This window comes from Amycolatopsis sp. CA-161197 (assembly GCF_050942255.1).
Taxonomy (GTDB): Bacteria; Actinomycetota; Actinomycetes; order Mycobacteriales; family Pseudonocardiaceae; genus Amycolatopsis.
Genome location: NZ_CP192059.1, coordinates 828,787 through 849,065, shown reverse-complemented (window position 1 = coordinate 849,065; position 20,279 = coordinate 828,787). Strand labels below are relative to the sequence as shown.

18 protein-coding genes are annotated in these 20,279 nt (G+C 70.8%); 4 read left to right on the top strand and 14 right to left on the bottom strand.

Annotation, left to right across the window (positions count from 1 at the left end; genetic code table 11):
• The first annotated feature begins 171 nt into the window (after nt 1-171).
• Both ACQPXB_RS04250 and ACQPXB_RS04245 read left to right on the top strand, forming a co-directional pair.
• Nucleotides 172-756, top strand: a complete 585-nt coding sequence (locus ACQPXB_RS04250) for a dihydrofolate reductase family protein (RefSeq protein ID WP_366575742.1) — start codon at nt 172-174, stop codon at nt 754-756.
• 56 nt (nt 757-812) lie between these two features.
• Complete coding sequence (locus ACQPXB_RS04245; protein WP_366575743.1) at nt 813-1,643, top strand: dienelactone hydrolase family protein; 831 nt, start codon at nt 813-815, stop codon at nt 1,641-1,643.
• Nucleotides 1,644-2,216: 573 nt separating this feature from the next.
• Here ACQPXB_RS04245 and ACQPXB_RS04240 read toward each other — a convergent pair.
• The 9 genes from ACQPXB_RS04240 to rplM form a co-directional block, all read right to left on the bottom strand.
• Nucleotides 2,217-2,588 (bottom strand): hypothetical protein, encoded by a 372-nt coding sequence (locus ACQPXB_RS04240; protein WP_432849575.1) that lies wholly within the window; start codon nt 2,586-2,588, stop codon nt 2,217-2,219.
• A 130-nt stretch (nt 2,589-2,718) separates the two neighbouring features.
• Nucleotides 2,719-4,362 (bottom strand): hypothetical protein, encoded by a 1,644-nt coding sequence (locus ACQPXB_RS04235; RefSeq protein WP_432849573.1) that lies wholly within the window; start codon nt 4,360-4,362, stop codon nt 2,719-2,721.
• On the bottom strand, nt 4,359-4,658 hold the full coding sequence (locus ACQPXB_RS04230) for a hypothetical protein (protein ID WP_366575748.1): 300 nt from the start codon (nt 4,656-4,658) through the stop codon (nt 4,359-4,361). Before ACQPXB_RS04230 ends, ACQPXB_RS04235 begins: the two co-directional genes overlap by 4 nt.
• A gap of 103 nt (nt 4,659-4,761) precedes the next feature.
• Nucleotides 4,762-7,158: a hypothetical protein gene (locus ACQPXB_RS04225; RefSeq protein WP_432849571.1), complete on the bottom strand. Its 2,397-nt coding sequence runs from the start codon at nt 7,156-7,158 to the stop codon at nt 4,762-4,764.
• 2 nt (nt 7,159-7,160) lie between these two features.
• The gene (locus ACQPXB_RS04220; RefSeq protein WP_366575752.1) at nt 7,161-7,478 is read right to left on the bottom strand and encodes a hypothetical protein; all 318 of its coding nucleotides are present in this window, start codon (nt 7,476-7,478) and stop codon (nt 7,161-7,163) included.
• Between the two features lie 27 nt (nt 7,479-7,505).
• Entirely contained in the window at nt 7,506-7,943 is a 438-nt protein-coding gene (locus tag ACQPXB_RS04215) for a hypothetical protein (RefSeq protein WP_366575754.1), read from the bottom strand.
• An 85-nt stretch (nt 7,944-8,028) separates the two neighbouring features.
• Complete coding sequence (glmM, locus tag ACQPXB_RS04210) at nt 8,029-9,366, bottom strand: phosphoglucosamine mutase (protein WP_432849568.1); 1,338 nt, start codon at nt 9,364-9,366, stop codon at nt 8,029-8,031.
• Nucleotides 9,367-9,624: 258 nt separating this feature from the next.
• A complete protein-coding gene (gene rpsI / locus ACQPXB_RS04205; RefSeq protein ID WP_360597513.1) occupies nt 9,625-10,116 on the bottom strand; it encodes a 30S ribosomal protein S9 in 492 nt (163 codons plus the stop codon).
• Between the two features lie 14 nt (nt 10,117-10,130).
• Nucleotides 10,131-10,583: a 50S ribosomal protein L13 gene (gene rplM, locus ACQPXB_RS04200; protein WP_220246114.1), complete on the bottom strand. Its 453-nt coding sequence runs from the start codon at nt 10,581-10,583 to the stop codon at nt 10,131-10,133.
• 267 nt (nt 10,584-10,850) lie between these two features.
• On the opposite strand from rplM, the gene ACQPXB_RS04195 reads away from it, so the two are divergent.
• Both ACQPXB_RS04195 and ACQPXB_RS04190 read left to right on the top strand, forming a co-directional pair.
• Nucleotides 10,851-11,741, top strand: coding sequence for a hypothetical protein (locus tag ACQPXB_RS04195; protein WP_432849565.1), 891 nt, complete (start codon nt 10,851-10,853; stop codon nt 11,739-11,741).
• A 22-nt stretch (nt 11,742-11,763) separates the two neighbouring features.
• On the top strand, nt 11,764-12,555 hold the full coding sequence (locus tag ACQPXB_RS04190) for a DUF4333 domain-containing protein (RefSeq protein ID WP_432849563.1): 792 nt from the start codon (nt 11,764-11,766) through the stop codon (nt 12,553-12,555).
• 147 nt (nt 12,556-12,702) lie between these two features.
• On the opposite strand, the gene ACQPXB_RS04185 is transcribed toward ACQPXB_RS04190, so the two are convergent.
• The 5 genes from ACQPXB_RS04185 to eccCa all read right to left on the bottom strand — a co-directional run bounded on the left by ACQPXB_RS04185 (nt 12,703) and on the right by eccCa (nt 20,122).
• Nucleotides 12,703-12,987 (bottom strand): WXG100 family type VII secretion target, encoded by a 285-nt coding sequence (locus tag ACQPXB_RS04185; protein ID WP_364045256.1) that lies wholly within the window; start codon nt 12,985-12,987, stop codon nt 12,703-12,705.
• Between the two features lie 58 nt (nt 12,988-13,045).
• Nucleotides 13,046-13,369 (bottom strand): WXG100 family type VII secretion target, encoded by a 324-nt coding sequence (locus tag ACQPXB_RS04180; RefSeq protein WP_366575761.1) that lies wholly within the window; start codon nt 13,367-13,369, stop codon nt 13,046-13,048.
• 244 nt (nt 13,370-13,613) lie between these two features.
• Nucleotides 13,614-13,979, bottom strand: coding sequence for a hypothetical protein (locus ACQPXB_RS04175; RefSeq protein WP_366575762.1), 366 nt, complete (start codon nt 13,977-13,979; stop codon nt 13,614-13,616).
• Nucleotides 13,980-13,989: 10 nt separating this feature from the next.
• Complete coding sequence (locus ACQPXB_RS04170; protein ID WP_432849559.1) at nt 13,990-16,053, bottom strand: type VII secretion-associated protein; 2,064 nt, start codon at nt 16,051-16,053, stop codon at nt 13,990-13,992.
• Between the two features lie 58 nt (nt 16,054-16,111).
• Nucleotides 16,112-20,122 (bottom strand): type VII secretion protein EccCa, encoded by a 4,011-nt coding sequence (eccCa, locus tag ACQPXB_RS04165; RefSeq protein WP_366575766.1) that lies wholly within the window; start codon nt 20,120-20,122, stop codon nt 16,112-16,114.
• Nucleotides 20,123-20,279 lie beyond the last annotated feature (157 nt).

Here is a 20,279-nt window from a genome sequence, read left to right as displayed (position 1 = left end):
GGTACCTTCCCGAGGCTTTTCAACCCACCTGACCAGCGGAGATCGAGTGGTGACGGTGCGGAGTGGGCTGGCGGTGGCGGGCCCCTGATCGGTGGGGTTCTGGGGCTTTTCGGCACTGTGTCGAATCGGGGTGTGCCCGCTCGTGTAGAGGGTGAACCGAGAGGAGAAAACATGCGTTCCCTCAGCGTCACCATGAACATCACCCTCGACGGGGTCGTGCAGGGCCTCGGGCGGCCCGACGAGGACAGGCGCGGCGGGTTTCCCCACGGGGGCTGGGGCACGAGGTACCAGGACGAGGTCCTCGGCCGCGAGATGGCCAAGGGGATGAGTCGGCCCGGCGACATGCTGTTCGGGCGCCGGACGTGGGAGGACTTCATCGGCGCGTGGGCGGGGCGCGACGACGGCAACCCGTTCACCGCGCACCTCGACGCCGCCACCAAGTACGTGGCCTCGACCACCCTCGCGAGCGCCGACGCGTGGCAGAACTCGATCCTCCTGCCCGGCGACGCGACGAAGAACGTCGCCGAATTGAAGGCCGAGCCGGGGAACGACCTGGCGATCGTCGGCAGCGCGGCGCTCGTGCGGAGCCTGCACGCGGCCGGGCTGGTCGACCGCTACACGCTGGTGATCCACCCGCTCACCCTCGGCGTCGGCGCGCGGCTGTTCGACGGCCCGGCACCGCTGACCGAGTTCCGGCTCACGCGAAGCATCGCGACCACGAAGGGCGTGCTCATCGCGTACTACGAGCGGGCATGACCTGGCCCGGAGCGGCGGGCGGGCCGGGGCCGGGCGCGGGCAGTAAGGTCACGCGCATGGCCAGCAAGCCCAAGCACCTGCTCGCGGAGCTGTCACACCCGGGGCCCCACGAGGTCCTGCGCGGCAACCTGGCCCTGGTCGGGCTGCCGGGGGTCGTGTTCACGCCCCGCCAAGGGCTGGGGCTGCCGGCCATCGCGTTCGGGCACGGGTGGCTGCAGCCCGCGTCGCGCTACCGGCACCTGCTGCACCACCTCGCGAGCTGGGGCGTGGTCGCCGCCGCGCCCGCGACGCAGGGTGGGCCGCTGCCGTCGTACCGCCTGCTGGCCAGCGACCTGCTGACGACGCTCGACGTGGTCACCACCGTCCGCCTCGGCCCCGACGGCATCAGCGTCGACCCCGCCAAACTCGGCCTCGCCGGCCACTCCACCGGCGGCGGCTCCGCCGTCCTCGCCGCCGCCCAGGCCGCCGCGGCCGACGACTCCGTGCGCCCCCGCATCCGCGCCGTCGCGACGATCACCGCCGCCCAGACCCTCCCCTCCGCCTCGGCCGCCGCCCAGCTCATCACCGCCCCCGGCCTGCACCTCGCGGCGGAGGAGGACCTGGTCGCACCCGCCGTCGCCCACGCGGAAGCCATCGCTGCGGCTTGGGCCGGGCCGGTTCAGCTGCGCACCTTGGGGAAGTCCTCCCACCTCGGCGTGACGGAGGGACGGCACTGGAGCCAGCTGCTTCTCCAGGGCAAGCCGAACCGCCGCACGCAGCAGCTGACGCGGGCCTTGTTCACGGCGTTCTTCCTGACGCACCTGACGGGCACTGAGCGTTACCTGCCCCTCCTGGACGCGGACGTGAAGCGGGCGCCGATCGAGCTGACGGAAGAACCGGCTGCCTGACGGTCGGTGACCGGGGTTGGGGTGAAGGGGACCTTCATCGCTTCGGTTGGTGGGCTGGGGATCTGGCTTTGCCGACGTTGGCTGCGCGCGAGGGGACATCTCGTCGCCACGCCGATGGGCGAACGGACCCGTCTCCTCCGCAGTTACTCCCGGCGCGGATGGCGGTCTGCGCGGTTGGGACTCGCTTGTTGTGCTACTCGGCTGATGTCCGCGAGTCAGGCTGCGTTGCCGCTCCCTGGTCGCGTCGGGACCGTTCACCAACGGGGAGTCGCGCGCGGGTCGGTTCGCCAGCCGCAAGACGCTCGACGGGACCACTCGCGAGCCGCGGCGATCGCGATGGGACCACTCGCGAGCCGCGGCGATCGCGATGGGACCGCTCGTGGGCCGGCGATCGTGCGAACGGACCCATCGTGCCGCCCTCAGGCAGCCGGTCTCGCGTCATCGGCTGGCTTCGGTGGGCAGCGGCGGGAGGCGTCGGGGGACCCTTCGCGCCCTGGCATCGGCGGCGGTCACCTCACGTGGCGATGAGGGCATGAAGGGCCCCTTCACACCTTCATGCGGCGACCGGCTGGGTCAGTCGACCATCCAGGTGTTGTTGGCGAAGTCGTGGTCGTCGAAGCGGCCGGGGCGGATGGGGTGGCCCGGGGTTGGCGGGGTGGGCTCGTCCGGTGGCCGGTCGGCGGGTGGGGTGAGGTCGATGGTGTGCGTGCGGTCGGTCATGGCTTTTTCGGTGAGCCAGCCGCCGGCTTCGCGGTGGCGGCGCTGGAGGTCCTGCGCACGGGTGAGGTAGCGGCCGTGGGTGGCGGCGTCGCGGTGGAGGGATTCGGTGGCGTCGGCCGTGGCCGAGGTGACGTGGCGGTCGCGGAGGGCGCGTTGCTCCTGGTGTTCGCGGGCGGCGGCGTCCTGCGCAGCGCGGGCAGCGGCGAGGCGGTCGGCAGTGGTCACGGTTGGGGTCGCCGTCTCGTGAGCTGGGTAGCGGCGGGCGCGCGTCGTTGCGCCACGGTGTTCGGGCGCCGACATCCGGCGGGCTGAGCGGCGGCGGTCAGGTTGCGTGGGGCGGGCGGGTCATTGGCGGTCAACGCCCGGGCCCGTCTTCGAGGGAGCCGCTGATGCGGCCGGCCGAGCCGTGGGTGTCGAAGACGTCCGAGCCAAGGCGGGTGGCCGGGCGGGTTTGGTCGCCGGGGGCGGTGCCGAGGCCGTTGAGGCCGGGGAGGGACAGGGCGCCGAAGCCGTTCATGCCGTCGGGGAGGGAGTCGGGGGTGGGGCCGAGGGGGTCGAAGGTGACGTCGCCGCCGGGGGCCGTGCCGAGTTCCGCGGAGGGCTGCTGGTCTTGGGGTGGGTCGACGATGTGAGCGCCGAGGTCGGCCAGGGAGGCCGAGGCCGTGGTGCTGTCGTCCGGGAGGTTCAGGTCGCCCGAGGTCGAGCCGGACGACGGGTCGAAGCCGGCCGGAACGACAGGGAGGCCGAGAGCGGGAGTCGGCGAGTCCACGGAGACGCCGAGGACGGAGCCGGGCGAGTCCGCGGGGACGCCGACCGCGGGAGCGGACGAGTCCGCCTGCGTGCCCAGAGCATGAGCCGGTGAGTCAGCGGGCAGGCCAAGCGCTGGACCAGGCGAGTCCGCGGGGACGCCAAGGACTGGACCAGCGGAGCCGGCCGGTAGGCCAAGAGCGGGAGTCTGCGAGTCCGCCGCGCCCAGAGCATGAGCCGGTGAGTCCACGGGGCCCGGAGCGGGAGTCGGTGAGCCGACAGCGATACCCAGAGCGGGAGTCGGCGGGTCCACCGGCGCGCCCGGAGCATGAGTCGGCGAGTCCACGGGACCGCCCGGAGCGCGAGTTGGTGAGTCCACGAGCGAGCCCAGAGCGCGAGTTGGTGAGTTCGCTGGAGCGGTCAGACTCGGAGTGGGCGAGTCTGTCGATGACTCCACTGTGGACGAATCCGAAAAAGCCAGGAATCCCACCAGGGCACGGAAGTGGCCGTCGATGGTGGAGGTGGCCGTGGCGCAGAGGGCCTGGAACGCGGCGTAGCGGCTGGTGAACTCGGTCGCGAAAGGACCGTTCAGCCATTGGCGCGCGGCGCGGACGGCGTAGTCGCTGTCGGCGGGGTCGCAGTCGTGCAGGCGGTTGTGGAGGTCGTTACCGGGGCTGGTGGAGTCGAGCCAATGGGCGAGGTCGAGCAGCTCGGCCTTCGAGACGGTGCCGCCTTGGGCGAGCGCGGCGATCCGTTGCGCCACAGGCAAAGGGGCGCCCGCGATGGAGTCGGTGCGGAGGTGCAGCGCTTCGTCCACTTTGGTCTTCAGGGCGGTGAAGACGTGGGTCATCGTCTCGGGGATGAGCTGGGCGGCGCCGGAGAGGTGGTCGAGTAAGTCATCGGGCGCGAGGCGGTGGTACGCGCTCTGCGCGGCCGTCGCGGCGGGGCTTTGCCAGTCGCGGAAGAGTGCGGTGGTGGCGGTGGTCGCGTCGGTGTGGGTGGAGGCGAGGGTGTCGCCGGTGTGGGACAGCGTGGCGGCGTCGGCGAGGAACTTGCAGAAGTCGAGGCCGGTGCTGTCCCCGAACCGCAGGCGGATGTCGCGCTCGACGTCGATCTTCGTGGCCGCGAAGGTGTTCCAGACCGGGGCCCACTGCGCGAAGAAATCCAGCGCCGGCGCGGCGAGCGCGAGCACCTCGTCGGACGTCGCCACCCCGACGCCGCCGGGCTCGGGGCCGCGCAGCGCGTCGGTCATCGCGCTGCCGTGTTCCGTGCGGTGTCGACGTGCTCGTCCTCGATGGACGCGTACCGCTCGGCCGCCACGTCGAGGCTGCTGCCGAACGACGCGAGCGCCCCGCCGTAAGCCTGGACGGCGTCACTCAGCGCGGCGAACCCGTTGCGGTACGCGGCAAACGCCCCGCCGTGCCCGCGCCCGAAGTCAGCCTCGGCGACCTGCGACGCCACCCCGGGAACCCTTCCGGCCGCAGCCTCGAGTGCGCCCTTCGCGGCGCGCATCGCCGCCGCGTCCGCCCGGTGGCTGCCCTCCGGCATGGCCACCCCCTCACTCCGCCGCCCCGCACCCTCCGACGCACGCCGACGGCGCCCGGTGCCACCGGGAATCTAGCGATTCAGGAGGCTGGAGTCGACAAAAAGCTCAGTCTTCGTCGTCGAGCAACGAGCCGCTGATCCGGCGGCCGCTCGGCGTCGAGTCGAACAGGCCGGACCGGTACGGGTTCGACCCGCGTTCCTGGTCACCGCCGGTGTTGCCGAGCCCACCGCCGCCCATCATTCCGCCGCCCATCATGGCCATGGGCTGTCCTTGCTGGTCGGTGGTGGTCGGGGCCGTGCCGAGGTCGCCGGAGGTCGGAGCGGTGGCGCCACCGCCGCCCTGCCAGTCGGCCGGTTCGGAGGTCTGGCCGAGACCGTTGTCGAACCCCGGGCCGAGGCCGCTGTGGCTGTCGGTGGGATCGGTGAGCGACTGGGCGGTCGTCGAGTCGTCCACGCTCGGCTGATCGACCGATGCGGCCGGCGCATCGACCGGATCGGCCGGCATCCCGACATCCGGCGCGGCGTGGTGGCGGCCAGTCGTCGCCCCGGCGTCCGTCGCGTCGTGGGCGCCGGAGTGCTCGACGGCGCCGGTCTGGTCCGACACACCGTGACCGACCGGGGCGGCGTGGTCGACTGCGCCGATCTGGTCCGACGCACTGTGGCCGACGGGGGTCGCGTGGTCGATCGGGCCGGTCTGGTCCGCCACGCCGGCGTGCTGAGCCGCCGTGGGCTGCGCGAAGTTTCCGGCGGGTTGCCCGTCCGCAGTGGCGGCGGGGTGCAGGTCGCCGTCGTCGCCGAGGGTGTATTTCGTCGGCTGGCCGGAACCGTCGTCGACGGTCACCACCGTGGGACCGTCCGCGCCGTCGGGTCGCTCGGCGGTGATCTTGAGGTTCCCGTCGTCGATGTGGATCTTGCCGTCGGGACCAGGCTGGTAAACGTGGCCCGACGTCGCGGTGCCGGCCGGTGTGGATGCGCCATCGGGCTGCGGAGCCTGGTGACGACCGGCGCCGGGCTGGCCCGGCGTGTCCTGCGCGCCGTCGTGCCCTTGCGGGCCGAGGTCGTCTGGCCGGCCTGACGCGTCTTGCGCGCCGTCGTGCCCCTGCGGGCCGAAGTCGGCGCCCTGGCCTGGCTCGGGATCGTCGCCGAAGTCGAGTTGGTACTTCTTCTCCTGCCCGGTCCCGTCGTCGACGGTGATGCCCATCGTCCCGTGGTCGTCCGGCTCGGACATGGAGATCTTGTTGTCGCCCTGCTCGACGGTCACCGTCTCGGGCTCCGTCGCGTCGGACTTGATCGCCTCGCCGGTCTTCGGGTCGATCGGGTAGGGCTGGCCCGTCGCAGGATCCACCTCGAGGGGCTGGTGCGTGACGGGGTTGACGTTCGGATCCGCGGCCGCCGGCGCCGTCACGGCCGGGGTTGGCATCGGGGTGGCCGGCGGCGGAGTCATGCTGCCGCCACCACCGCCCGAAGATGGTCCGCCCGGGCCGCTGCTGTGCCCACCCGAACTGCTGGTCTTGGTGCCCCCGCCGGTGTCCGGCGACGCACCGAGGTGCAGGGAGCCGAACGGGTCCGTCGGCACGTTCAGGCCATCCGAGAACACCCGCAGCGCGTTGGTCGCGGTGGTGTGCGCGTTGCGGATCGCCTGCCGGAAGGTGTTCATGGCATTGGAGTACTGGGTGCTGTACTCATCCATCTGGCTGCACAGCATGTCGGACCACTTGGAGTCGTAGTCCGTGTCGAGGTCCACCGACATGTGCCGAATGTCCTGCGGCGCGATCGGCCCAGTTCCATGTTCCTGGCTTCTCGCGACCTCTGACCCACTCCGAGGATTACCCCAAAGCGCCGCGATGCTGTCGTCATCCCCTTTGTCACGACCCCATTTGATGGCCTCGTCGAGCCGGTCGATGAACATCGACAAGCCATCACAGTCATCGGGGTTGTGCGCATCCACAAAGGTCTTCGGCGCCTGACCCGCCGCATCCGGCAGCTTCGCCAAGTCGGCGATCGGCGGCCGGACCGTGTGCCACAGGTTCTGCAGCAGCTGGCTGAACCCGTTGACCGTGCCGCTGTAGTCGCCGAGAACCTTGTTCAGGTCGTCCATCTTCTCGCCGGCGGAGTCCGCGGCCTTGCCTTGCCAAGCCGCGGACAGATCCTGCTTGACCTGGCCGCCCGCGTCCTGCGCCGCCTTCGCCGCCTTGCCGAGGTTGGCCGCTCGGCCCTGCGCGCCCCAGAAATAGCCGAAGCCGAAACCGCCCAGCTCGCCGAGCAGCCGGTTCTCCTCGTCGCCCTGCCCGTACGGAGCCGCGAACTGCAACGCGAGGTTCCGCGACGGGTGCCCGATCCACCGCGCGTAGAGGCCGCCGAGCTTGCCGGTCATCTTGTCGTGGAAGCCGGTGAGTGACTTCAGCATGTTGTCGGACGTGTCGTCCAGGTGGACGTCGGCCGGGGGCTGCAGCGGGGCGATGATGGTGTCGCCGAGGCGGCCGGAGGCGGGAGGCGGAGTCACGGTCAGGCCTCCCTGCCCGCGTCGGTGATGCCCCAGGTGCTCTCCTGCTCGTTCTCCGAGTGCAGGGTCGCCGATTGGTTGAGCCGCGTGGCGTAGTCCTTGAGAAACGCGCCACCCTTGGTGGCGGAATCACCGAGCGCCTGGGCTTTCGCGACGTACGCGCCGGCCGCTTCGGAGAGGCCGGGGATCTTGCCGAAGTGCGCGGGCGTCAGCTGCGACTGCGCGGTGTAGGTCTTCATCTCGTCGAACGACGTCGCCATCGAGGACACCTCGTTCGCGACGTTCTTCACCTGATCCGGTTCGATGTTGAATCCGGCCAACGCACTTCTCCCCTCGTGCGGAACAGCTCAGTGGTCGTCGACCCAGTTCGTGGCCGAGAAGTCGTCGTCGACCTCCGCCGCGCGGTGCCGGGCGGCCGGGCGGGCCGGCGCCTCCGGCGGTGGCGGCCGGAACGCCGGCACCACCGGCTGCGGCGGCGCTTCCACCCCCGTCTCGTCCTCGAACCGGAAGATCGCGCCGTCTTCGGCGTTCTCCGCCGCCCGTTTGGCGGCCAGTTCCGCTTCCTTCGACGCGGCGGGATCGCTCTCGGTTCCGGCGGCCTCACGCTCCGCGCGCAGCTGCTCGCTTCGGGCGCGATTCTCCTCGACGAGCTTGGCGAACTCCGCCTGACGCTTCTCGTCGTCGGCCAGCGCGCGCTCGTGATCGGCCCGGTACTGGGCCCTGACCTCCTCCATCGCCACCAGGCTCCTGGTGAACTGAGGACTCAGCCCCTCCTGCCCGTCCATCCCACTCCCCCGTCGGTCCGCACTGCATGCGGAATGTACCTCCGGGGTCACCGAGGGCGCAGGGCGTTCATCAAATCCGGGACGATCAGGAGACCGCGGACACCACGCCGGCCAGTCGGTCGGCCGCCGCTTGGGCCGTGGAGTGGGCCGGGGCCTCGACCATGACGCGGACGAGCTGTTCGGTGCCCGAGGGGCGCAGGAGGACGCGGCCCTCTTCGCCGAGTTCGGCTTCGACCTCGCCGACGGCGTCGCGGACTTCGGAGGAGCCCGCGACGGCCGCCTTGTCCGCGACTGGGACGTTGACGAGGACCTGGGGCAGGCGGTTCATCACGGACGCCAGCTCGGCGAGCTTCTTGCCGGTGGCGGCCATGCGGGACATGAGGCGCAGGGCGGTCAGCAGGCCGTCGCCGGTGGTGGCGTGGGCGGGGAGGACCACGTGGCCCGACTGTTCGCCGCCGAGGGCGAGGCCGGAGGCGCGCAGCTCTTCGAGGACGTAGCGGTCGCCGACGGACGTGGTGACGACCGTGATGCCGTGGGCCTTCATCGCGAGGTGGAGGCCCAGGTTGCTCATCACGGTGGCGACGAGCGTGTCCTTCACCAGCTCGCCGTCCTCGGCGAGCGCGAGGGCCAGCACGGCCATGATCTGGTCGCCGTCGATGAGCTCACCCGAGGCGTCCACGGCGACGCAGCGGTCGGCGTCGCCGTCGTGGGCGATGCCCAGGTCGGCGCCGTGCTCGACGACGGCGGCGCGGAGCAGGTCGGGGTGGTTCGAACCGCAGTGCTCGTTGATGTTGATGCCGTCGGGCTCCGCGTGGAGGGCGACGACCTCGGCGCCGGCGCGGCGGTAGGCCTCGGGGGCGGCGACGGCGGACGCGCCGTTGGCGCAGTCCACCACGACCTTCAGGCCCTCGAGCTGGTGCGGCGTCGCGGAGAGCAGGTGGTCGACGTACAAGTCCAGCGCGTCGGAGACGTCGGACACGCGACCGACGCCCGAGCCCGTCGGGCGGACGACGTCGGCACCGCCGAGGCCGGCCTCGATCTCGTCCTCGATGCTGTCGGGGAGCTTGTGCCCGCCCGCGGCGAAGAGCTTGATGCCGTTGTCCGGCATCGGGTTGTGCGAGGCCGATATCATCACGCCCAGATCGGCCTCCAGCGCACCCACGAGGTACGCGACGGCGGGCGTCGGCAGCACGCCGAGGCGCAGCACGTCGGCGCCGGCGGACGCGAGGCCCGCCACCACGGCGGCCTCCAGCATCTCGCCGCTGGCACGCGGGTCGCGGCCGACGACGGCCACCGGGCGGTGCGAACGGTCGTGCGCGGCGAGCACACGCGCGGCGCTGGCCGCGAGCGAAAGCGCCAGCTCGGGGGTCAGCTCGGCGTTGGCCAGGCCTCGTACCCCGTCGGTACCGAACAGTCGGGCCATCTCCACGACCTCCTAGGTCCAAATCGACCACGACAACCTAGCGGCGGCTGCGACCCGGCCGGGCCCTGCCCCCACCCCTGGAATGTCGCGGACCGCGCGCGAAATGCATCACTGTGGGGCGGATGAGACACATGAGGTCCCAGAGAACACGTTCAGTACAGCACTCGGAAAGCACGAGAGCGCCCATCCGATGGACGGATGGGCGCTCCCGAGGTTGCCCCTGTGCAGGGACACGGGGGTACGAAACCCCCACACGAATCAGCGCTTGCTGTACTGCGGAGCCTTACGGGCCTTCTTGAGGCCGTACTTCTTCCGCTCCGTGGCGCGCGCGTCACGGGTCAGGAAGCCGGCCTTCTTCAGGGCCGGGCGGTCGTCGGCGTCGACCTCGACGAGGGCGCGGGCGATGGCGAGGCGCAGAGCGCCGGCCTGGCCCGAGATGCCGCCACCGTGGAGGTTGGCGAAGATGTCGAACGAGTCGGGCTTGTCGACCGTGACGAGCGGCTCACGGATGAGCTGCTGGTGCACCTTGTTCGGGAAGTACTCCGCGAGGCTGCGGCCGTTGAGCTTGAACTCACCGGTGCCGGGAACGACGCGGACGCGGACCACGGCCTCCTTGCGACGGCCGACGGTCTGGGCGTTGCCACCCGCGGCGCGCGACGGACGCGGGGCGGCGGGCGTCTCGCTGGTGGCGACGGCCTCGCCCTCAGGGGTCTCGGTCGAGGCGACGACCTCGGTCTCGGTGCTGGTCACAGACTGTTCCTCACTCACTGCGCGACCTGCGCGATCTTGGTGATCTCGCGCGCCTGCGGCTGCTGCGCGGCGTGCGGGTGCTGCGGGCCGGCGTACACCTTCAGCTTCTTGGCCATGGCGCGGCCGAGCTTGTTCTTCGGCAGCATGCCCTTCACGACCTTTTCGACAAGGTGCTCGGGCTTGGTGTCGAGCAGCTCACCGAAGGAACGCTTGCGCAGACCACCGGGGTAGCCACTGTGGCGGTACGCGAACTTCTGGTCGCGCTTGTTACCGGTGAGCGCGACCTTCTCGGCGTTGACGATGACGACGAAGTCGCCGGTGTCCACGTGCGGGGCATAAGTCGGCTTGTGCTTGCCGCGCAGCAGCGTGGCGACCTCGGTCGCGAGCCGGCCGAGCACGACATCCTCGGCGTCGATCACGTGCCAGGCACGAGTGACGTCGCCGGGCTTGGGGCTGTACGTGGGCAAGGGTCTACCTCGTCGTCAACATTGCGTGTGGGTTCTGTGCGGGCCTAGCGCTGACGCGCCGCAACGCACAACGACATATGAAGATACGCCCCTGTTCACGTGACCCGTACAGCGGGGGGTGCCCGGCAGCCGGAAGTCCCGGCGACCGCGCTCCTCGGACCGCGCCCACAGCATACCGGGCGACCTCGCCGAACCACCCACGCGGGCACGCGCGACAAGCCAAGATGAGACGATCCGCGCGGACAGCCGAACACCCGGGGGAAAGCGATGACGAAACGGGCCAGCCGAGCGGCGCTCGCCCTGGGCGCCGTGCTGGTGCTCGCGACCGCGTGCGGGCAGGCCCGCGCCGGCACCGCGCTGCCCAACGGCGACCAGGCCTCGGCCTACGTCGGCGCCAAGTTCGAGAAGGCGATGTCGAAGCTCGAGAACTCCATCCTCGACGCGCGCGACGTCACCAACTCCGCCGACGCGTACTTCAAGTTCGACGACAAGTGGATCCACAGCGTGATCACCTCGGCCCGCACCGGCCGCCCCGAGAGCCGCGTGGTCCACAACCGGTCGCAGAAGAACCCCGACGAGATCATCGACACGTTCACCCCCGCCGACGGGCCACTCGAGTACGTCTACCTCGGCCCCACGTACAAGTCGCTCGAGCCGACAGCGTGGGTGTCGATGCCGAAGCCGGAAGCCGGGCTGATCCAGCCGTGCGCATGGGGCGGGGTGCTCACGGCCTGCAAGATGGCCAACGCCGTGGACGACTCGTACAACGCCGACAAGAAGGCCGTGCGCGGCGCGAAGAGTTCGGCCGACGGCTCGGCGGAACTGACGGTGAACGTCCCCTTCTCGCAGTTCCTCGACAAGCGCGTGGAACTGCTGCCCGACTCGCTGCTCAAAGAGGTCGGGCCGCAGCTGAACAAGTCCGTGATCCCCACCACGATCAAGCTCAAGCCGGACGGTTCGCTCGCCGAGTTCGTGATGGCCGCCAAGTTCTCCGGGGACGGGCACAATATCGAGCTCAACTACGACTTCCGCTTCACCGGCAAGGCGACCGTGCAGGACCTGCCGAAGCTGCCGGACGCGAGCCAGATCACCGCACTGCCGGACGACGCCGCGAAGCAGGACTTCTACAACCGGCTCGCCCAGCTGCAGGGCAACTGATGAGCACCCGAGGTGACCTCCGATGACCCAGCCTGAGCCGCCCCAGCAGCCGCAGCAGCCGCAGCAGTGGTGGCAGCCACCCGCGGCCCCCGCGTCCGGCGGTCCCGGCGGGCCGGAAGCCCAGTACCCGAGCCAGTGGCCGGGCGGGGCGCAGCAGGGTGCGTGGCAGCAACCGCAAAACCCGCAGCCGCAGCAAAATCCGTGGTCGCAGGGCACGCCGGCGCAGTACCCGAACACCGGCGGGCAGCAGTACGCCAACCCGCAGCAGTACGCGAACCCCGCAACCGCAGCGCAGCCCTACCCCGGCCTCGCCCCGCAGCAGTATCCGTACGCGAACCCGGCGAGCGGACCGCAGCAGCAGCCCTACGCCACCGGCCCGCAGACCCAGCAGGTGCCGGGAGTGCCGCCGCAGCAGCAGGGCGCGGCGTTCGGCGGCGGGTTCCAGCCGACGACGTACGGCGGGCTCGGCGCGTTCTCCGCCGAAGCCGTGAAGAAGGCCCCGCGCTCGAAGCGGCCGTGGGTGATCGCCGGCGCCGCCGTGGCCGTGGTGGTCATCGGTGGCGGCGCCGCGTGGCTGCTCGGCGCGTTCCAAGGGGACACGCTCGACCAGAAGTCGTTGCAGGACGGCGTTTCCCGCGTGCTCGCGGAGAACTACGGCGAGCCCGACGTGAAGAACGTGGCCTGTCCCTCGGGTGAGTCCACTCAGAACGGCACCACCTTCGACTGCACGCTGCAGCTCGGCGGGCAGCCGCGCAAGGTCACGGTGCGGGTGCTCAACGACAAGCCCGAGTACGAGGTCGGCGCGCCGCACTGAGCGCCGGGGCGCGCCGCGCCAGTCCACAACGGACGCGGCGAATCCCCTCGCCCCGGGCACGACTGCGCCACAACGACCGCACCACAACAAAACGGCGGGCCCGCACCGAAGTGCGGAACCCGCCGTGGTTTCGTCAGAACCCGAGAATCAGAAGAGGTTCTCGACGTCCTTGTCGGTCTTGGTGTAACCGTCGGCGATCTCCGGCAGCGCGATGGCGATCTGCGCCAGCAGCTGGGTCAGGTCGTTGAAGCTGTTGTCCCAGTCGGCCTGGGCCTTCATGTAGTTGTCCTTGGCCGCACCGGTCCAGGTGTTCGTGAGCTTGCTCAGGTCTTCCTTGAGCCGGTCGAACGAGGACTTCAGGTCCTTGGTGGTCGCGTTGCAGTCGTCAGCCGCCCGGTGGATCGTGGCCGGGTCAACGAGGATGCGTGCCATGTCTTACTCCTGTCAAAGTCGGGGTGTGGAATGGATGAACTGAACGTTGCCGCTCGGCTCAGCCGAGGACGCCGAAGCCCTTGTTGAAGCTGCTCACGATTTCGTTCTGCTCGGCTTCAGTGCGCTGGTACTTGGAGCCGGCTTCCTGCAGCAGGTCCGCAATGCGCTGGAGCGCCTGGTTCAGCTTCTTGCCCGACTCGTCGAAGCGCTGCATGACGTTGTTGAACGCCTGAGCCGCCTCGCCGTCCCAGCCCGCGCGGGTCGCTTCGATCTCACCCTGCAGGGTGGAAAGCCGCTGGTCCATCGAGACGCGAACGTCGGTGACCTGGTTCTCAGCAGCGGTGAACTCTTCCGGAGTTCCTTCAAAGCCGCCAGCCGCCATGGGAACTACCCCCTTCGTTTCATTGGTCGTGCGTATCGGCGTCCTGTTTCCGCCGTACACCCCTACGACGAAGACAGTGCCAGGTTCGGTTCACCCTTGGTGCGAGATTTCCCAAGTAGTTGCTTGCGTGAACGCCACCCGAGGGAACCGACGCCGCCGAGCCGAGCGCGACGCCGCCGGGAGAAGTCGCAAAACCCTTGGCCTACTGGGCAATTAGCACACGCACAGCCGGAATGAACGAGATTCACGGTTCCCTGCTCATGATTCGCAACTGCGAAAAGTCCTCTTCCTCATCACTCGTTCGTGCGGCCGGCGACGGAACTTCGGGCGCGGACCGGACCAATTCGGCCTCCGTCGGCAGGTGCGGCATCGGCAGTCCGCACGCCGCCCGGAACCGGGCGGCGGCACCGCGCAGCACCCGCGGCGTGGGTTCGACGGCGCCGCCGCCCGCGAGGCGGTGCCGGGCGTAGGCCTTCATCAGTTCCCGGTTGTCCTCGCGGTGGCGGACGTTGCGGGCGAGCGCGGTGCCGGCGACGCGGCGCGCGTGCGTGACCGCGTCCTGCCCCGCTCGGGTGAAAGCCGCCGCGGCGGACTCGGGTTCCGACGGCACGGGCACTCCTTCAGCTGGTGATCTTCAGCGTCCGCACGATCTGCTCGCAGGCCGTGTCGACGCGTTGCCGCAACGCGGGCGTTTCGTACTGACACCCCACGTGTACCCGGATCTTCCCCTGCACCACCACGTACCAGTTCACGGTGAGCTGGTCGCTCTTGCGCTGGTGGTACCCGATCACGGTGCGGCCACCGTACGTCAGGTTCGGATCGAAGGCGCTGTAGTTCGGGTCCCTGGCCGCCTGCGCTTGCAAAGAGTTCACGAGCTGTGCGCGGTCGGCGGTCGCGTCGTAGTCCATCACGAACTCCTGCGCGACCACGAGGTCGTTGCCGGCGGAGGCGTCCTGCGGGTGCAGGATCACCTGGCGCTCGGCCACCTGGTCGGAGGTCTGGACCCAGTCCTGAGGCGCGCTGACGCTGAAGTCGTACTGGACGAACGTCTTGCCCGGCAGCCCCGCCGGGTCGTCGCCGCCCCGGTTGACCACGAACAGCACGCCCGCGGCGGCGACCACGACCACCGCCACGACCGCGACGATCCCCCACAGCCGCTTCCGGCTCTTGCCGCGCGCAGGGGTCTCCGGCGGCCACGGCGGGCGGCCTGGACCACCTGGCTGAGCGGGACGTGGCCCGCCGGCAGGGGGTCCCGCGAAACCTCGGCCCGGCGTCGGCCGCACTGCCGGGATCGGCCCGGACGGCGGCTGGGGCCCCGGCTGCGGCATTGACTGGGGCACTGGCTGAGGCCCTGACTGCGGTCTCGGCTGAACCCGCGGCGCGGCGGGCCGCGACAACAGCTCGGTGCGGCCGTCACCGTCGACCTGCGCGTCGCCCGGCCTCGGCAGCTCGCCGGGCCGCACGACGTCGGTGCGCCGCTCGGCCGTCGGAACGCCACCGGGAGCGCCGGCCAGGCGCGGCGCCGAGGAGCCGGGCAGCGCGCCCGTGCGGTCCGGGTCCACGAGCACCGCCCGCAGCGCGCCGCGCGCCACCACCGTCTCCGGCTGGTCGAGGCTCGTGGGCACCACACCCGTGCGCTCGTGGACCAGGCGGGAGATCATCGGGATCCGGCTCGAGCCGCCGACGAGGAAGATCGCGGTGAGCTGTTTCGGCCGCAGCCCGGCGTCGGCGATCGCCGCGCTGGTCAGCTCCACCGTGCGCCCGAGCGGCGCCGCGATGAGCTTCTCGAGGTCCTCACGCGTCACGTGCGCGTCGGCGAACGGTGGCGGCATCGGCACGTCGGTGTAGGCGTGGCGCGACAACGTCTCCTTCGCGCCCCGCACGTCCTGGCGCAGCACGCGGCGCCGGCGCCGGTCAGCGAGTTCGCGGCCCGTGACCAGCTGCCGCCACGCGTCGGGATCGGCGCCCGACACGAGTGAGCCGATGTGCTCCAGCAGGGCCTGGTCGATGTCGGCGCCGCCGAAGCTCGGGTCGCCGCGGGTGGCGAGCACCTGGAACCCGCCACGAGCACTCGGCCCGCGTCCGGCCTCGGGCAGCCGCCGCACGACGCTGACGTCGACCGTGCCGCCGCCGAGGTCGAGCACCGCGAGCGCGTCGCCGGGCCGGCCGCTGAACTCCACGGTGCGCCCGTCCGGCTGCGCGACGGGCGCGAACGTGGCCGCGTGGTACACGGCCGCGGCCACGGGTTCCGGCACCAGCGCGACCTCGCGCGCCAGCCGGCCCGCGGCCTGCCGCAGCAGCCGGGTGCGGATCGCACCCCAGTCGGCGGGGTGCGTGAGCACGAGGAGGTCGACCTCGGCGTCGCCTGCGATACGGCGCGCCTCGGCCACGGCCCGGCCCAGCACGGCGTGGACGACATCGGTGACCCGCAGCACCGAGTCGCCCAGCAGCAGGTCGCCCTCGTCGATGCGCCGCTTCGGGTTCGGCTCGTAGCGCGACGGGTCGACGGCCGCCTGCCGTTCGGCCTCCTGGCCGACGAACAGCGTGCCGTCGGCGGCCGCGAAGACCGCCGACGACATCAACGGCTGGCCGTCGATCACCACGACCTGCGGCTCGCGGCCGTTGACGGAGGCGACGACGCAGGTGCTGGTGGTCCCGAAGTCCACCGCGACCCGCACTGTCACCCGTCACCCCCGCCGTCGCCCGGGCACCGGCCGCGCACGCCGCGGCCGGCCGCCGAAATCAGTCGGGCTGGATCCACGACACCTGCACGAGCTGCCTGCCGTTCTTGCGGCTGAGCATCACGCCTCGGCCCGGGGGCATCGCGGAGGGCCGGATGTTGCCGATCAGCACGCCTTCGTCCTTCGAGCCGTTCATGACCATGCCCGGCGCCGCGATTTCCTTGAGCTTGCCGATGACCGGGTCGTAGGAGGCCCTCGACGCACCACCGGTGCGGCGCACGATGATCAGGTGCAGGCCGACGTCCTTCGCTTGGGCGAGGAAGTCCGCCAGCGGCTTGAGCGGGTTGGACGTCTGCGTGGCCACCAGGTCGTAGTCGTCGACCAGGATGAACAGCTCCGGCCCGGTCCACCACGACCGGTTCCGCAGCTGGTCCTGCGTGACGTCCGGACCCGGCAGGCGCCGGGTCATCGAGCCGTGCACGTCCTTGACCATGCTGTCGAGCTGGTTGGACGACACGGCGTAGCCGAGCAGCGAGTCGCCCTCGAGGAAGCCGAGCATCGTGCGCCGGTAGTCGACCAGGAGGATCACGCCCTCCTGCGGTGAGTAGCGCTCGGCGATCCCGCGGCCGATCTGGCGCAGCAGGTTCGTCTTGCCCGACTCGCCGTCGGCGAAGGCGAAGAAGTGCGGCTCGGCGTCGAAGTCGAGGTAGACCGGCGAGAGGTCGTCCTCGTTGACGCCGAAGGGCACCAGCTTCGTGTTGCGCTTGGAGTCGATCTTGAGGACTTCCTCGTAGGTGATCATCTCCGGCAGCAGGCGGACCTGCGGCGCCGACCGGCCGCGCCAGGCGCCGCGGATCTTCGCGACGGCGTCGGCCACACCGGCGGCCACCGACTCGGCGTCGCTGGAACCGTCGACGCGCGGCAGGCCCGTGAGCATGTGCAGCTTGTCGCGGGTCAGGCCACGCCCGGGCCGCCCGGCCGGCACGTTGACCGCCACGCGGCGGTCGATGTCGGACTCGGTCGGGTCACCGAGGCGCAGCTCGAACCGCGTACCCAGCATGTCCTTGATCGCCGGGCGCAGGTCGGCCCACCGGTTGGCGGAGATGATCACGTGGACGCCGTAGGACAGACCCTGCTGGGCCAGCCGCGTGATCGACGCCTCGAGCTCGTCGAAGTCGTCGCGGATGGCACGCCAGTTGTCCACGATCAGGAACGCGTCGCCGAACGGGTCCTGGTCGGCGGAGATCTCGCCGCGGCGCTTGCGGTTGCGGAACTCGGTCATCGAGTCGATGCCCAGCGCGCCGAACCGGCCTTCGCGCTCGGTCATGAGCGTGGTGAGCTCGGCGACGATCCGGCGGGCCTTGTCCGGCTCGCGCCGGGCGACGGCCACCCCGCCGACGTGCGGCAGGTCGGCGAGCCCGGCGAGCGTGCCACCACCGAGGTCGAGGCAGTAGAACTGCACTTCCTCGGGGGTGTGCGTGAGCGACATCGACATGATCAGCGTGCGGAGCATGGTCGACTTGCCGGCCTGCGGGCCACCGGCGATCACCGCGTGGCCGGCGGCACCGGAGAAGTCGGCCCACAGCAGGTCGCGGCGCTGCTCGAACGGCCGGTCGACGATGCCCAGCGGCACCTGCAGCCGGCCGTTGCCGAAGAACCCGACCGGGGACAGGCCGCGGTCGTCGGTGGGGTTGAGGTTCGGCAGCATCGTGTCGAGCGAGTTGGACTCGTCCAACGGCGGCAGCCACACCTCGTGCGCGGGCGGGCCCTGGCCGATGAACCGGTCGACCATCACCTCGAGCTCGCTCGGTTCGGTGGCCTCCTCCGACTCCTTCGGCTTCGCCACCTCTTCGACCGGCTCGAACTGCGGCTCCGGCTCGGGCGGCAGCTCGACGAAGTCGGGCACGAACAGCTGCGGGCGCTTGTCCGCGCGCACGACCGTGGCCACCGGCCCGGCCGCCTTGATGCCGGCCGGGCGGTACGGGCCCGAGACGTAGGACGCCTTGAACCGCACCATCGTGGAGGTGTCGTACTTGAGATAGCCCGAACCCGGGATCGACGGCAGCTCGAACGCGTCCGGCACACCGATCGCGGCCCGCGACTCCGCGGCCGAGAACGTCTTCAGACCGATCCGGTAGGACAGGTACGTGTCCAGACCACGCAGCTTACCCTCCTCCAGCCGCTGCGACGCGAGCAGCATGTGCATCTGCAGCGACCGGCCGACACGGCCGATCTGGAGGAAGATGTCGATGAAGTCCGGCTTCGCCGTCAGCATCTCGGAGAACTCGTCGATGCAGATGAACAGCGCGGGCAGCGGGTCGAGGTCGGCGCCGTTCTCACGCGCCTTCTCGTAGTCCCACACGTTCTTGTAGTTGCCCTTCGCCAGCACTTCCTGGCGCCGGGACACCTCACCCGCGATGGCGTCCTTCATGCGGTCGACCAGCGTGAGGTCACCCGCGAGGTTGGTGATCGTCGCGGCGACGTGCGGGGCCTTGTCCAGACCGAGGAACGTCGCACCACCCTTGAAGTCGACGAGGATCATGTTGAGCGACGTGCTCGAGTGCGTGGCCAGCAGGCCCAGCACCAGCGTGCGGAGGAACTCCGACTTACCGGAACCCGTCGCCCCGATGCACAGGCCGTGCGGGCCCATGCCCTCCATCGCCGCTTCCTTGATGTCCAGCTCGACGGCCTGGCCGTACTCACCGACACCGAACGGCACGCGGTAGCGGTCGCGCACCGGCCGCGGGCGCCAGGCGCCCTGCACGTCGAACGTCATCGGGTCGCCCGGAATGCCGAGCAGCTCCAGCAACGTGGGGTTGGACAGCAACGGCTCGTCGTCCGACGCCTCCGCGCCGCCACCGCCCCCGACGCGGTACGGCGCGATCAGCCGGGCCAGCGCCTCGGCCTCGACCACCGACAAGGTGTCCGGCCGGCCGAACCACTCGACACCGCCGGCACTGCGCGCGCCGAGGCGGTCGGGCTCGGCCACCAGCCGCAGGCCGCGGCGGGCCGACAGGTTCCCGAGGGTGTCGGACAAATCGACCAGCGTGACACCGACCAGACCCTCCTCGAGGATGATCTGCTCCTCGCGCGTGACCTCGGCGTCGTCGATCACGATCACGACGTGCGGCTGGTCGGGCGCGGGCGTGGCGTTGCGGGAGAACCGCTGCCGGTCACGCAGCTCCTCGTCCAGCCACTGCTCGATCTGGGCCAGCGAACCGGCCATCATGCGCAGCTGGCCGATGCCGTCGGACATCGTCGGGTGCTGCACGTGCGGGAGCCACTTCGCCCACTCCCACTCCTCCTTCGCCCGGCCCGCGGTGGCGATCGCGATCATCACGTCGTCCGGGCTGTGGAAGGTGATCAGCTGCGCGAGCATCGCACGGGTGAGACCACGGGTGAGCGAGCGCTCGCCCTGCATGCTCACCGCGGCGAACCCCCGCAGGGTGATCTGCGTCGGCAGGTCCGGCACGATCGAATGCGCGCGCACGAACCGGCGCAGCGCGAGGGTGGCGATCGGCTCCAGCTCATCAACCGGACCGGTCTGCGGCGGCACAAGCCGCGTCGCGAGACGATGCGAACTGCGGCCGACCCGCAGGTGCAGGAAGTCCTGGTCGTTCTGCCGGCGCTCCCACATCCGGCGACTGGCCGCGAGCGACCACAGCGACTGCGGATCCGGGTGCACCCACTCCAGCGCGGCACGCTGATCGACCATCGCCTCACGGGCCCGGTCGCGCATCTGGCCCAGGTACCGCAGGTAGTCCTTGCGGTCCTCGTCCATCTCGGCCTTCTTCTGGCCACCACCCCGGCCACCACCGCCGGCGAGCATGCCGACGGTGCCCATCAGCATCATGCCGCTCATCATGATCGTGGTCGGGTTCTTCCCACCCGCCGTGAACATGAAGACCATCATCCCGAGCGAAGCGAAGATCATGACGCCCGGAATCGCCTTCGCGACGATGTTGCCCGGGATCGTGCGGGGTACTTCGGGTGGGGGCTCGAGGTGCACCTCGCCGCCCGGCGGGCGCGGCGCCGCCAGCCGCGGCGACTTCTTGAACTGAAGCGTGCTCATCGAAGGACCCCTCTATTCCAACTCGACGATTGCCGGCCGGCTCCTGCGCTCGGGCGCGCGTGACAACCTATCGAACGTCGCCGGGGAATTCCGGCCAACGCCCGCAAGTGCACCGCGCTTGCCCCCTCATCGGACACCGACGGATACCGGCACGTCC

Excerpts from the sequence above, each read along its gene's own strand:
- ACQPXB_RS04230 (WP_366575748.1), bottom strand. The coding sequence starts at position 4,658 with ATGCCGGAGGGCAGCCACCGGGCGGACGCGGCGGCGATGCGCGCCGCG.
- ACQPXB_RS04235 (WP_432849573.1), bottom strand. The coding sequence starts at position 4,362 with ATGACCGACGCGCTGCGCGGCCCCGAGCCCGGCGGCGTCGGGGTGGCG.
- ACQPXB_RS04245 (WP_366575743.1), top strand. The coding sequence starts at position 813 with ATGGCCAGCAAGCCCAAGCACCTGCTCGCGGAGCTGTCACACCCGGGG.
- ACQPXB_RS04250 (WP_366575742.1), top strand. The coding sequence starts at position 172 with ATGCGTTCCCTCAGCGTCACCATGAACATCACCCTCGACGGGGTCGTG.
- glmM (WP_432849568.1), bottom strand. The coding sequence starts at position 9,366 with ATGGCCCGACTGTTCGGTACCGACGGGGTACGAGGCCTGGCCAACGCC.
- ACQPXB_RS04180 (WP_366575761.1), bottom strand. The coding sequence starts at position 13,369 with ATGGCGGCTGGCGGCTTTGAAGGAACTCCGGAAGAGTTCACCGCTGCT.
- ACQPXB_RS04185 (WP_364045256.1), bottom strand. The coding sequence starts at position 12,987 with ATGGCACGCATCCTCGTTGACCCGGCCACGATCCACCGGGCGGCTGAC.
- ACQPXB_RS04195 (WP_432849565.1), top strand. The coding sequence starts at position 10,851 with ATGACGAAACGGGCCAGCCGAGCGGCGCTCGCCCTGGGCGCCGTGCTG.
- ACQPXB_RS04190 (WP_432849563.1), top strand. The coding sequence starts at position 11,764 with ATGACCCAGCCTGAGCCGCCCCAGCAGCCGCAGCAGCCGCAGCAGTGG.
- ACQPXB_RS04215 (WP_366575754.1), bottom strand. The coding sequence starts at position 7,943 with ATGGACGGGCAGGAGGGGCTGAGTCCTCAGTTCACCAGGAGCCTGGTG.
- eccCa (WP_366575766.1), bottom strand. The coding sequence starts at position 20,122 with ATGAGCACGCTTCAGTTCAAGAAGTCGCCGCGGCTGGCGGCGCCGCGC.